Here is a 13330-nt window from a genome sequence, read left to right as displayed (position 1 = left end):
CAAAGAAGGGCTCCGGCCCGGAGGCCGCCCCCTGCCGGGTGGCTCCGGGCCGGAGGTCGGTCAGCGAGCGGTGTGGAACGCTGCGCCGGGCAGTGCGGTCTTGCCGTTCGCCCAGAGTTGGTTGACCTTGGAGCGTTCGGTCGAGTCCGGGTACGCGTTCGTGCAGGACGGGCCGGGGCCGCCGCCGGACATCAGCTCGGAGCAGGGGCCGGAGTAGTGGTCCGGCAGGCCGAGCACGTGGCCGGTCTCGTGGGCGACGATCCGGGTCTTGTCGTACTGCTCCGACTGGGCGTAGTCGATGAAGATGTAGCCGCTGCCGTGCCCGTCGGTGGACGCGTACGAACCACGCGAGTCGTTGCCCTCGGTGTAGTAGAAGTCGTAGTTGCTGCCCTCGACGAGTTTCACGTTGCTGACCGACGAGTTCCAGATCTGCGTGCTGGACGAGATCTGGGACGCGAACGTCGGCGCGTCGACGGCGTACGTGACGGTGACCGCGGTGACCTTGCGGCCCGACTTCGCCTGCTGGGCCATCTTGGCCTTCGCGGACTTCATCACGGCGTCGTAGAACGCCTTCGTGGCGGCTTCGTCCTGCGGCGAGCCGACGTACGCCGCGCGGGTGGTGGCGGTGGAGCCGTGCGAGTCGACGGCGGGCGCGGCAGTCGAGGGGGACGCTGCCAGCGCGGGGACAGCCAGCGCGGCGGCGGCGAGCCCCGCGAGGCTGGAGAGGATACGGCGATGCGACATGGAGGGCCTCACTCCGAATCGGTGGCGGATAGCGACGGGCAGATTACCGATCGCCACCTTCGGATGCTCCCAAGAGTCCCGATTTTCCGCATCGCTTCCCGCAAAACCCTCGGGTTAACCCGCGTATCGGGTCGCCCGTTCTATGCCGGACATAGCAGTCGGGTTATGACTGGTCGTGCGCTTCGAGGAATGTCTTCAGGTCGCTGGCGATCCGGTCCGGGTACTCGCCGTTGATCGCGTGCGAAGCGTTCGGGTACAGCACGACGGTCTTCGTCCGGAGCGCGCGTTCCGCCGTACCGCGCGCCTTCGGCGGGTCGTGCATCACCGAGCGGCCCGCGATGATTGCGAGGACCGGCATCGGCAGTGCGCCCAGCTGTGACTCGGTGATGCGGTGCGGCTGCGGCTGGCGCATCGTGTAGTTCTTCATGCCGGACTCGATCATGTCGGCGACCGGGACGTGTTCCACCGGGGCGCCGCCGGCGGTGTAGGAGTTGAAGCTGTCCCGCCAGGACCGCGGCAGCCACTTCACCGCGGCCGGGATCGATCGAATCACGGTCTTCAGCGGCAGGCCGTCGTACACGAAGGGCGCGTCCAGGGTGGTGACCGTGGCGATCCGGTCCGGACGGCGGACGGCGAGGTTCATCGCGGTCCAGCCACCGATGGACAGGCCGAGGAGGTTGAACCGCTTCTCCGGCAGCGCCGCCAGGGTCTGGTTCAGCCAGGCCGCCTTGTCCTCGTCGGAGGTGATCGGCTTGTCCTGGATGCTCATGCCCGGCTCGCCGAGCAGGTCGATCGCGTACACGTCGGTGATCTCGAGCAGCGACTTCAGGTTGTCGGCCCACACCGGCGTACCCGACGACGTACCGGGCAGCAGAACCAGCGGGTGCAGTCCGCGCTTCGCTCCGTTGTACCGGTAGACGCGGACGAGTCCGAAGTCCGTGCGGATGTCCCGTACCGCGGTCGGCGCGGGCAGGTCCCGCATCGCGGCGTCGTACTTCGAGCGGTAGTCGTCGAAACCGTCCGCGCTGTTCCAATGGCCGACCGGCGACGGAGTGCGGAGGACGAAGGCGGCGCCGGCGACGAGCGCACCGATGACACCGAGCGCGATCAGGGTGCGCTTGCGGCGGCGTGGGTTCTTGGTCATGACTTCTCCTAACCGATCGGTAGGTGATCCCACCATACGGTAAGTTGAGGTCATGCCTTCAGCGCGCGGCCGGAACCTGACGTTCACCGAAGAGGCCCGGCGGGCGCAGCTGATCGACGTCACGATCGAGCTGGTCGCCGATCACGGGTACGCCGCTTCATCGCTCGGGCGGATCGCGGAGAAGGCCGGGATCACGAAGGCGGGCGTGCTGTATCACTACCGGTCGAAGCAGGCGCTGGTCGAGGCTGCGCACGAGCACGTCCTGTCGGGGCTGGTGGCAACGGTCGGCGCGGCGGTCGAGGCGGCAGGGCCGGCGGACGGCCCCGCGGCGTACATCCGGTCGATGGTCGGGCACCTCCGGGAGCGGCCGCGGCATGTGCGGATGCTCATCGAGGCGATCACGTCCGATGCGTCGCTGACCGACTCGACGGCGCGCTGGTCGGTGGTCGCGGCGCTGGTGTCGGCGGCTCGTGCTGCTCGCGGGCTGACGGGGGAGCTGGATGTGCGGTCCGCCGCGTTGCTGATCGGCGGCGGAATCGACGCGATCGTCTCCGAGTCGCTCGCTGATCCGGCGTACGACGCCGCAGCCGCCGCCGAGCTCCTCGTCGACGTGGTGGAGCGCGGCCTGCTGTCCTAGGCCTCGGTGGGAATGCCCACGTTGAGGAGGCGGGCGCCGGGGCCGCGGGTGGAGAGGCGGTCCTCCTTGTTGTACAGGTTGCAGCGCTGGAGGCTGAGGCAGCCGCAGCCGATGCAGGAGTCGAGGTCGTCGCGGAGGCGTTCGAGCTCGGCGATGCGCTCGTCGAGACGGCTGCGCCAGGTCTTCGACAGCTTGCTCCAGTCGGCGCGCGTCGGCGTACGGTCCTCGGGAAGCGAATCCAGTGCCTGCTTGATCTCCGCGAGCGCGAGACCGACCCGCTGCGCCGCCTGCACGAACGCGATCCGCCGCAGCGTGCTCCGCTGGTACTGCCGCTGGTTACCGGCCGTCCGCCGGGACGCGATCAGGCCCTGGTCCTCGTAGAAGCGCAACGCCGACGCCGCCACCCCGGACCGATGCGCGATCTCCCCGATCGAGAGCCAGTGCTCCTTGCTGGGGACGTTCTCCTCTCCCATACCCGCCACCCTAGAACCCCGTCCCAAAAACTCAACCTTGCTTGAAGTGCGGGGAAAGACCAGTTGGAGGGGTGGTCTGGCGGTCGGGTGCGGGGTCGGGTCTGTGGTCGGGGAGGTGGTCACGATCGGTTATACTTTTGGGGTGTCGGTGCGCGCGTCGCGTCACCAGAGATGTTCCCAGGCGCTCCGACCCGTCGGTTTCGGCATCCGCTGAAAGTCCGGCGACATGGGTGCAACGCGATAGCACCCGCAGGTCGATGCCCGTCTCCTGCTGAGCACGTTGTTGTCCGGTCATGTTCGTGACCGGCGCTCCCGTGCGGCTGCGATCCGGCGCTATTCGTCCGTGAATCCGAGAGAGAGTTTGCGTGACCCAGCACCACCAGCACGACCCCGAGTCCGCCGACGGGCGGATCAAGAAGCCACGGCACAAGAAACACCAGAACCAGTCGTACGGCGAACGCCTCGCGGCGGACCCGAGCTACGAAGCACCGCGCGCGGACAACGCACCGGTCAAGGGCTACCGCTCCGAACAGCCCCGCACCGACCGCGGCCAGCGCCCCAACCGCAACCGCGACGACCGCCCGACGTACAACGACCGCCCGTCCTTCAACCGGGACGACCGTTCTTCGTTCAACCGGGACGACCGGTCGCGCTTCAACCGCGATGACCGTTCGCAGGGCAACCGTGACGAGCGTCCGCGCTTCAGCCGCGACGACCGTTCTTCGTTCAACCGGGACGACCGGTCGCGCTTCAACCGCGACGATCGCTCGCAGGGCAACCGTGACGAGCGTCCGCGGTTCAACCGCGACGACCGTCCGTCGTACAACCGGGACGACCGTCCGTCGTACAACCGGGACGACCGTCCGTCGTTCAACCGGGACGACCGGTCGCGCTTCAACCGCGATGACCGTTCGCAGGGCAACCGTGACGAGCGTCCGCGGTTCAACCGGGACGACCGTCCGTCGTTCAACCGGGACGACCGTCCGTCGTACAACCGCGACGAGCGTTCCTCCTACAACCGGGACGACCGTTCGCGCTTCAACCGCGATGACCGTTCGCAGGGCAACCGCGACGAGCGCCCCCGGTTCAACCGGGACGAGCGTCCGTCGTACAACCGGGACGACCGCTCGTCGTACCGGCGGGATGACCGTTCGCAGGGTGAGCGTTCGCGCTACAACAGCGAGCGGGACAACAAGAGTTTTCGGAGGGATGAGCGGGTGAACAACCGGGACGACCGGCGGAGCGAGCAGGCGGAGCAGCCGGTGGATCTCGGTACTGTTGCTGAAGACAACCAGTTCGCCGCGCTCGGCCTCGCGCCGCGGCTCGTGCAGCGGCTGGCCCGGGACGGGATCACCACGCCGTTCCCGATCCAGGCCGCGACCATCCCGGACGCGCTGGCCGGTAAGGACGTGCTCGGCCGCGGTCAGACCGGCTCCGGTAAGACGCTCGGCTTCGGTCTGCCGACGCTGATGCGGCTGTCCGGCGGTCACACCGAGTCGCGCCGTCCGCGCGGCATGATCCTGGTGCCGACCCGTGAGCTCGCGATGCAGGTGCACGACGCCCTCGAGCCGCTCGCGCACGTGATGAACGTGTCGCTGAAGCTGATCGCCGGCGGTCTCCCGTACCCGAAGCAGATCGACGCGCTTCGCCGCGGTGTCGACCTGCTGATCGCCACGCCGGGCCGCCTGATCGACCTGTGCGAGCAGGGTGCGGCCGACCTGGGCGCCGTGGAGGTCGCGGTCCTGGACGAGGCCGACCACATGTGCGACATGGGCTTCATGCCGGCTGTCACCACGCTGCTCGACATGACGCCGGCGGAAGGCCAGCGCCTGCTGTTCTCGGCGACGCTGGACAATGACGTCGACAAGATCGTGCGTACCTACCTGAAGGACCCGGTGCAGCACTCGACCGAGTCCGGCCAGGCCTCGGTCAGCACGATGGAGCACCACCTGCTGGTGATCGAGCCGGCGCACAAGCAGTCGCTGACCGCCGAGCTGGCCAGCCGTGACGGCCGGACCATCGTGTTCGTCCGGACCAAGCTGGGTGCGGACCGGATCGCGACGCAGCTGCGGGACCGCGGCGTGATGGCGGCGGCTCTGCACGGCGGCCTCACCCAGGGCATGCGGAACCGGACGCTGGACCAGTTCAAGGACGGTTCGGTTCCGGTGCTGGTGGCAACGGATGTCGCGGCGCGCGGTATCCACGTCGACGACGTCGGCCTGGTTGTTCAGGCTGACCCGCCGGCGGAGCACAAGGACTACCTGCACCGCGCCGGTCGTACGGCGCGCGCCGGGGGCAAGGGTGCGGTCGTCACCCTGGTTCTGCCGCACCAGCGTCGCGGGATGATCCGGATGGCCGAGTCGGCCGGCGTGAAGGCCGAGCCGGTCCGGGCGCGTCCGGGCGACGAGCTGGTCACCGAGCTCACCGGCGGCAGCAAGCCGTCCGGGTACCCGGTGAAGCTGCCGGCCCCGAAGCCGCAGCGCTTCAACAAGGGCGGTGGCAAGCGCTTCGGCAGCACCCGCCCGGGTCGCGGCCACGACAGCCGCGGCGGCAACGGCCCGCGCCGCAACGGCAACGGCGGCCGCCGAAGCGACGGCAAGTCCTACCAGCACTGAGTCCAGTACTGATACACAACAAACGGTGGGCTGACACAGGAAATGACCTGTGTCAGCCCACCGTTTTGTGTGCAGCGCCTCAGGTGAGGACGGCCCACAGACGCGCGAGGACGGTCGCGATCTCGTCGGGGTCCAGGGGGATGAGTTCGAGCATCAGTTCGTTGTCGGCCATGCGGTCGGTCATCACATAGATGGGCGGCGTGCCGGCCTCGAGTTCGGTGGCGACGCGTTTGGCGTCGGGCACCCGCAGCAGGACCCGAGACACCTGCAGACCGGTCGGGTCCGGGACCACCTCGGCCGTGACGCCCGGGATCCGCTCGACCGCGGCGACGAACGCGTCCACCTTGGCGAGCTCGTCCGCCTCCCACTTCACCCGGTCGAACGCCTGCCACTCCTCAAGCGCCGCGAGAACCCCGACGATCGCCTCTTTCGTCGGCTTCATCACCCGCCCGATGCCCTTCTCCTGCGCCCGCAGCGCCTGCACCAGCGCCCAGGTCCCGGCCGCCATCCCGGCCGTCGGCGAGCCGAGGTACTTCTGGCCACTCACCAGCACCAGATCCGCGCCGGTCGCGAGCAGGTCCGCGATCCGCGGGAACTGCGCCGCGCCGTCGATGATCGCCGGTACGCCGCGACGGTGCGCGGCCCGTACCGCGGCCACGAGATCGATCGGCTCACCCGCCGTCAACCGCGACGACACCAGCATCAGGCAGGCGATGTCGGGACCGTCGAGCTCGGCCTCCAGGTCGGCGATCGTGCACGCGTCCTCGTCGCCGGCCAGGTCGACCTGCGCGCCGGCGAGCCGGATGCCCTGCAGGTTGGAGTGCCCGTAGTCGACCACGTGGCAGGCCGGCAGGACGACGCGGTTGTGCATGTCCGTTGCGTCCGGCAACGCCGCCGTACGGCGTGGGTCGCCGCCGGTCATGGTGGCCGCGACCGCGAGCGTGATGCCGGCCGCGGTGCAGTGCACGACGGCGCCCGCCTGGGCGCCGGTCACTTGGGCGATGGCTTCGCTGGCGCGGTCGCCGAGCTCGTCCATCACGAAGAATTCAGGTAACGCCTGTGCGACGGCCGCCGCCACCCCGTCGGAGCTCCTCGACACCCCCAGCGGGGTGTACGTCCCCTTGGCATTGATCACCACACTCAATCGATAACGATCGTGGATGCTCATGGTGTTGCCGAGCGTAGTGGTCACGGACTGCAATTGGCGAGAGTCTGTGGGTAGAGGAATCCCCGGACATCCTCTGCCGAGTTATTGACCCGAAGCTACTCGTGAGTCATTCTCACTTTTACCGACCTGAGGAGGGAACCGTGCTCCGCCCCGCACTCCGAACCCGCCTTCGTACGATCCTCGCCGCGGCCGCCGTCACCGGTGTGCTCGCGGCCCTGCCCGCGCCGACCCAGGCCGCGCCCCGAACGGCGGTGCAGGCTGTTGCCGCGAGCCCCACGGACTATTGCCTCGAGCAATGTCGTGACATCCTGCCGCCGGGCCAGAACGGCAACGCGACCTTCACGGATCTCCTTGCTTTCAAGGCTTTGGGGCTCCGGCCGGCGCACTTCAGCGACACGGTGAAGCCGTACCAGGACCTGGTCTGGAACTCCCAGGGCATTACCGACGCCGGCCTCGCGCCGTACTTCGACGACTCGTCGTTCGGAGTGAAACCTGGTGACGTGGCAAGCACTGTGCAGCCGCGCAGCGACGTCACGATCGTCCGCGACAAGTCGCGCGGGATCCCGCACATCACCGGCACCACGCGGCTGGGCACGATGTTCGGCGCCGGGTACGCCGGAGCGCAGGACCGGCTGTTCGTGATGGACGTGTTCCGGCATCTCGGGCGCGGCCAGCTGACCCCGTTCGCGGGCGGTGCGGCGGCGAACCGTGCGTTCGAGCAGGAGTTCTGGCGGACCGCGCCGTACACCGAGGCGGATCTGCAGCGGCAGTTCGACGACGCGGACGAGTTGTACGGCGCCGACGGCGTGAAGATGCAGCAGGACATCCAGGCCTGGGTCGACGGCGTCAACCACTACATCGACACGGTCGGTATCGCGTACCCCGGTGAGTACGTCGCCCTCGGTCTCGACTGGCCGACGCCGCACTGGAAGGTGACCGACGTGGTCGCCACCGCGGCCGTGGTCGCGGGCATCTTCGGCACCGGCGGCGGCGCCGAGGTCACGTCCGCGCTGGCACTCCTCGAGGCGCAGGCGAAGTATGGCGTTGCCCAGGGCACCAAGGTGTGGGAGTCGTTCCGTTCCCAGAACGACCCGGAAGCCAGTACGACGGTGCACAACGGTACGACGTTCCCGTACGGAACCACCGGCCCGAACCCGGCCGGCCGGGCGTTGCCGGACCGCGGCTCGGTCACTCCGGAGCCTGAGGTGATCGACCAGACGGTGGACAAGACGGCGACCGCGAAGCCGGCCCCGAAGAACGCGGAAAGTCTGCGCGGAATCTTCGACGGCGGACTCTTTCCGGAAGGTTTCGGAAAGAAGGGTATGTCGAACGCCTTGCTGGTTTCCGGCGCGCACACGCAGTCCGGCAACCCGATCGCCGTCTACGGTCCGCAGACCGGGTACTTCGCCCCGCAACTGCTGCTCCGCCAGGAACTGCAGGGTCCCGGGGTCAGCTCGCGCGGGATCGCGTTCGCCGGGCTGAACTTCTACACGCTGATCGGCCGCGGCCCCGACTACTCGTGGAGTGCCACGTCCGCGGGGCAGGACATCACCGACACGTTCGCCGTACCGCTGTGTGAGCCGAACGGCGGGACGCCGACCAAGACCTCGCAGTACTACGTTTTCCGTGGCCAGTGCGTGCCGATCGAGCGGCTCGAACGGCACAACGCGTGGTACGCCAGCCTCGGCTCGTCGGAGCCTGCCGGGTCGTACACGTTGGTTGCCCTGCGCACCAAGTACGGAATCGTCACGCACCGCGGAACGGTCGGCGGAAAGCCGGTGCTGTTCACGAAGAACCGGTCGACGTACGGCAACGAGGCGGGGTCGGCGCTCGGGTTCATGCAGTTCAACGACCCGGACAAGATCCACTCCGCCGCCGACTTCCAGAAGGCCGCGGCGAACATCGGGTACACGTTCAACTGGTTCTACACCGACAAGACCTCGATCGCGTACTTCAACTCCGGCGACAACCCGGTCCGCGCGTCCGGCGCCGACCCGAATCTGCCGTCCTGGAGTTCGTACGAGTGGCAGGGCTGGAACCCGGCCACGAACCGTGCGACGTACACACCGCCGGCCCAGCATCCGCAGGTGGTGAACCAGGACTACCTCACCAGCTGGAACAACAAGCAGGCGCCCGGGTTCTCCGCGTCGGACGGGCAGTGGGGCTACAACGCGGTCTACCGGAGCCAGCCGCTCGACGACCGGATCAAGGCGGTCATCGACAACGGCCAGAAGTTCACCCGCGGCAAGCTCGTCGAGGCGATGGAGGACGCGGCGACGGTCGACCTCCGCGGCGACCAGGTCCTGCCCTATCTCCTGAGAGTCCTCAAGTCGGCGCCGATCACGGATCCGGCCGTTGCCGACGCCGTCGCCAAGCTGACTGCCTGGGACCAGGCCGGCGCCCACCGGAAGACTCCGAACGCCGCATCCCGCACCTACGACAATGCCGACGCCATCCGCATCCTCGACGCCTGGTGGCCGCTGCTCGTCCCTGCACAGTTCAAGGACCTCGGACCGGATCTGTACGGAGCACTGACCGCCAACCTGAAGATCGACGAGCGGCCGAGTGCGCAGGGATCCGCGTTCCAGAGCGGCTGGTGGGGCTTCGTCCAGCGCGACCTGCGGAAGGTCCTCGGCGACCCGGTCAAGACCGATCAGCCGGTGACGTACTGCGGTGCCGGGTCGCTGGCCGCGTGCCGCAGCACCCTGACCGAGACCTTGCTGGCGGCGACCAAGGTGCCGGCGTCGACGACGTACCCGGCGACGGCGGACTGTTCCGCGGGCGACCAGTTCTGCGCCGACCAGATCGCGCACAACCCGATGGGCGGCATCACGCAGGACCGGATCGCGTGGGTGAACCGGCCGACGTACCAGCAGGTGATCGAGTTCCCGGCGAAGCGCGGTGACGACGTCAGCAACCTGGCGGCCGGGAAGACGGCGACCGCGAGCAGTTACGAGAAGGGCTGGTACAACTCTCCGCCGGCCAACGCGGTCGACGGGAAGCTCGACACCAGGTGGGCCAGTGACTGGTCCGACCCGCAGTGGCTGAAGGTTGACCTCGGCAACGAGCAGACGGTCAGCCGGGTCGTCCTGCGGTGGGAGGCGGCGTACGCGAAGAGCTACCGCGTGGAGGTGTCGCGGGACGGGTCGACCTGGCAGCAGGTGTACGCGACGACGGCCGGTGACGGTGGGGAGGATGTGGTCCGGTTCGGCGCCGTACCGGCCCGGTACGTGCGGTTGACGGGGACGCAGCGCGCGACGTCGTACGGGTATTCACTCTATGAGCTGCAAGTCTTCAGATGGTGATGCCCCATGGCCTGTCAGGATTAGGGCATGAGCCAGAACTTTCCTCCGAACCAGCCGTATCCGCCGCAGCAGCCCGGTTACCAGCAGGGCCCGCCGCCCGGGTACCAAGGTCCGCCGCAGCAGCAGGGGTATCAGCAGGGGCCGCCGCCGCCGCAGCAGGGCTACGGTCAGCAGGGCAATTACCAGCCGGCGCCGTCGAACGTGCCGCATGTCGCTCCGCAGGGATCGCCGTACCCGGTGCTGGTCTCGACCATGAACGACCTGCCCGGGTACATCGCGGAAAACGTGTTCGGCGAGGTCTTCGGGCTGACCGTGCGGAGCCGGAACTTCGGATCGAACTTCACCGCGAGCTTCCGGTCGCTGGGCGGCGGCGAGATCCCGGAGTACACCCAGATGCTGGCCGAGTCGCGGCACGTCGCCGTGATGCGGATGTGCCAGATGGCGCAGCAGATGGGAGCCAACGCGGTCCTCGCGATGCGGTTCGACTGCAACGAGATCGCGCAGACCATGAGCGAGGTGGCGGCCTACGGTACGGCGGTCGTCGTCCGCAAGGTCGAGGCGCCGCGACCCAAGGACAGCACTCCCGACGAGGACGATGCGAATGACGGCTGACCTCAAGTTTCCGGAGGGTTTCCGGTGGGGGGTGTCGACGTCGGCGTACCAGATCGAGGGTGCCGTGGCCGAGGACGGCCGCGGTCCCTCCACCTGGGACACGTTCTGCGCCGAGCCCGGCCGGATCCTGGGCGGTGACACCGGCGCGGTCGCGTGCGACCACTATCACCGGTACGCCGAGGACGTCGCGCTGATGCGTGAGCTGGGGGTGGACACCTACCGGTTCTCGTTCTCCTGGCCGCGGATCCAGCCGTCGGGCAGCGGGCCGGGCAACGCGGCCGGCCTGGACTTCTACGACCGGCTGATCGATACGCTGCTCGGCGCCGGGATCCAGCCGGCGCCGACGCTGTACCACTGGGACACCCCGCAACCGCTCGAGGACGCCGGCGGCTGGCTGTCCCGCGACATCACCGACCGGTTCGCGGAGTACGCCGGAATTCTGGCCGCGCACTTCGCGGACCGGGTGCCGATGTGGATCACCATCAACGAGCCGATGGTGCTGACGCTGATGGGCTATTCGTTAGGCGCGCACGCCCCCGGCAAGGAGTTGCTGTTCGACGCGCTCCCGGTCGCGCATCACCAGCTGCTCGCCCACGGCCGAGCCGTGCAGGCGCTCCGGGCGGCCGGCGCTCCGAGCATCGGCATCGCCTCCAATCACGCGCCGACCTGGCCCGCGAGCGACAGTGCGGAGGACAAGGAAGCGGCCGCGCTGTACGACAACCTGATCAACTGGATGTTCGCCGACCCGATCCTGCTCGGGGAGTACCCGTCCGGCCTGGGCGACGCGATGCCCGGCCCGGTCGCCGACGACCTCGCGGTCATCTCGACGCCGCTCGACTTCTTCGGCATCAACCACTACGCGCCGGTCTCGGTCGGCGTCGCCACCGGACAGGCCGACACCGCGGCCACCGACGGCGTCCTGCTGCCGCCGGGCCTGCCGTTCGAGCCGCGGACGTTGCCCGGGTACGCGACCACGGACTTCGGCTGGCCGATCGTTCCGGACGCGTTCGGCGAGACCCTGCGGATCTTCCGGGAGCGGTACGGCGACAAGCTGCCGCCGCTCTACATCACCGAGAACGGGTGCGCGATCAACGACGAGCCCGTCGACGGTGTGGTCGCGGATCAGCGGCGGATCGACTACCTGGACGGATATCTGCGGTCGTTGAAGGCCGCGATGGACGACGGGATCGACGTTCGCGGGTACTTCCAGTGGTCGCTGCTGGACAACTTCGAGTGGGCGGCCGGGTACTCGCAGCGGTTCGGGCTCGTCCACGTGGACTTCGAGACGCAGCAGCGGACACCGAAAGCGTCGTACCACTGGCTGCGTGACGTGATTGCCCAGAGTCGACCATGATTCCCGAGCCGGGCGTGGTGCCGTCCGCGTTGGCGGAACCGACTGTCCGGGTGCGGGGCAGCTGGACGGCGGCCGTCGTCCTCGCCAACGTCGGGGTGTTCGCGGCCTGGCTCGGGCCGATCCAGGTCCTGCTCGCGAAGCAGTCCGAAGCTGTTGCTCCCGGCAATAAGGAATACGTTTTCGGGCTGGTGACCGGGGTCGGTGCAGCGGTTTCCGTGGTGGCGAATCCGGCCTTCGGTGCATTGTCGGACCGGACCACGTCGCGCTATGGACGACGTGTTCCGTGGGTGGTCGCGGGCGCCGTCGGCGGCGCGATCGGGCTCGGCATCCTGTCGGGTGCGCACGCGATCGCGTTGATGCTGCTCGGCTGGTGCCTGATGCAGCTCTTCGGCAACGCATTGCTCGCCGCGGTGACAGCCGTCGTACCGGACCGGGTGCCGGTCGCGCAGCGCGGCGTCGTCGGCGGGTGGGTCGCGATCTCCCAGGTCCTTGGCGCCTTGGTCGGGACGGCGTTGGCCGCCGCGTTCGACAGCTTCACCCTCGGGTACGTCGCCTGTGCCGTTTTCCTGGTGCTGTCGGTGGTGCCGTACCTGTTGCGGAGCGGCGACGCCACGTTGACGGAGCGACCGGCCTTCGTGCTCGGTGAGTTTCTGAAGAGTTTCTGGATCAGCCCGCGGCGCTACCCGGACTTCGGGTGGGCCTGGCTGACGCGTTTCCTGTTCAACGTAGGCAATGCGTTGGGCACGTTGTACCTCTTCTACTACTTGCAGGACGAGGTCGGTGTCGCCGACCCGGACACCGGCGTACTGATCCTGACGGCGATCTACAGCGTCTGTGTGCTGGTTACCGCGATCACCTTCGGCCATGCGTCGGATCGCTCCGCCCGGCGCAAGGTGTTCGTCACCGCGTCCGGGTGGGTGATGGCGACAGCCGGCGTCGTACTCGCCGTGTGGCCGACCTGGCCGGGCGCGATCCTCGGGGCGGTCATCCTCGGCGCAGGCTTCGGCGTGTACCTGTCCGTCGACTTCGCGCTCCTGACGCAGGTCCTCCCGAGCGCGCACAACCGCGGCAAGGACCTCGGCGTCATCAACATCGCGAACTCCCTTCCCCAGGTCCTGGCCCCAGCCATCGCCGCCCCCATCGTCAAACACCTGGGCGGCTACCCCGTCCTCTACTTCTCGGCCTCCGCAGTCACCCTCCTGGCCGGCGTACTGGTCACCCGAATTCGCTCCGTCAGCTAGTACAACCGGACTCTGGCGTGCGGCCGCGCGCTCCTGT

General features: G+C 68.5%; 10 protein-coding genes. 6 read left to right on the top strand and 4 right to left on the bottom strand.

Going from position 1 to position 13330, the window contains the following annotated elements; all coding sequences use genetic code 11:
- Positions 1–60 precede the first annotated feature (60 nt).
- Both snpA and E0H50_RS30385 read right to left on the bottom strand, forming a co-directional pair.
- Positions 61–744: a snapalysin gene (gene snpA, locus E0H50_RS30390; RefSeq protein WP_131294021.1), complete on the bottom strand. Its 684-nt coding sequence runs from the start codon at positions 742–744 to the stop codon at positions 61–63.
- A gap of 163 nt (positions 745–907) precedes the next feature.
- Complete coding sequence (locus E0H50_RS30385) at positions 908–1888, bottom strand: alpha/beta fold hydrolase (protein ID WP_131294019.1); 981 nt, start codon at positions 1886–1888, stop codon at positions 908–910.
- A 52-nt stretch (positions 1889–1940) separates the two neighbouring features.
- On the opposite strand from E0H50_RS30385, the gene E0H50_RS30380 reads away from it, so the two are divergent.
- On the top strand, positions 1941–2525 hold the full coding sequence (locus E0H50_RS30380) for a TetR/AcrR family transcriptional regulator (protein WP_131294017.1): 585 nt from the start codon (positions 1941–1943) through the stop codon (positions 2523–2525).
- Here the strand turns inward: E0H50_RS30380 and soxR are convergent.
- The gene (soxR, locus tag E0H50_RS30375) at positions 2522–2998 is read right to left on the bottom strand and encodes a redox-sensitive transcriptional activator SoxR (RefSeq protein ID WP_131294015.1); all 477 of its coding nucleotides are present in this window, start codon (positions 2996–2998) and stop codon (positions 2522–2524) included. The two genes, E0H50_RS30380 and soxR, sit on opposite strands and share 4 nt — an antisense overlap.
- A gap of 365 nt (positions 2999–3363) precedes the next feature.
- Between soxR and E0H50_RS30370 the strand changes: the two genes are divergently transcribed.
- Entirely contained in the window at positions 3364–5613 is a 2250-nt protein-coding gene (locus E0H50_RS30370) for a DEAD/DEAH box helicase (protein ID WP_131294013.1), read from the top strand.
- 79 nt (positions 5614–5692) lie between these two features.
- On the opposite strand, the gene E0H50_RS30365 is transcribed toward E0H50_RS30370, so the two are convergent.
- Positions 5693–6781, bottom strand: coding sequence for an aminotransferase class V-fold PLP-dependent enzyme (locus E0H50_RS30365; protein ID WP_131294011.1), 1089 nt, complete (start codon positions 6779–6781; stop codon positions 5693–5695).
- Positions 6782–6921: 140 nt separating this feature from the next.
- Between E0H50_RS30365 and E0H50_RS30360 the strand changes: the two genes are divergently transcribed.
- Genes E0H50_RS30360 through E0H50_RS30345 form a run of 4 tightly spaced genes read left to right on the top strand, consistent with a single transcriptional unit; the run spans position 6922 to position 13293 of the window.
- Entirely contained in the window at positions 6922–10086 is a 3165-nt protein-coding gene (locus E0H50_RS30360; protein WP_131294009.1) for a penicillin acylase family protein, read from the top strand.
- A gap of 27 nt (positions 10087–10113) precedes the next feature.
- Positions 10114–10698 (top strand): YbjQ family protein, encoded by a 585-nt coding sequence (locus tag E0H50_RS30355; RefSeq protein ID WP_131294007.1) that lies wholly within the window; start codon positions 10114–10116, stop codon positions 10696–10698.
- Positions 10688–12052 (top strand): GH1 family beta-glucosidase, encoded by a 1365-nt coding sequence (locus tag E0H50_RS30350; RefSeq protein WP_131294005.1) that lies wholly within the window; start codon positions 10688–10690, stop codon positions 12050–12052. Before E0H50_RS30355 ends, E0H50_RS30350 begins: the two co-directional genes overlap by 11 nt.
- Positions 12049–13293 carry an MFS transporter gene (locus E0H50_RS30345; RefSeq protein ID WP_131294003.1) on the top strand — a complete coding sequence of 415 codons (1245 nt, stop codon included), beginning with the start codon at positions 12049–12051 and terminating at the stop codon, positions 13291–13293. Before E0H50_RS30350 ends, E0H50_RS30345 begins: the two co-directional genes overlap by 4 nt.
- Positions 13294–13330 lie beyond the last annotated feature (37 nt).

Origin of the sequence: Kribbella sindirgiensis, assembly GCF_004331435.1 — a bacterium.
GTDB classification, from domain to species: Bacteria; Actinomycetota; Actinomycetes; order Propionibacteriales; family Kribbellaceae; genus Kribbella; species Kribbella sindirgiensis.
The sequence above is the reverse complement of the archived record's forward strand: the minus strand, read 5'-3'. Positions and strand labels throughout refer to the sequence as shown.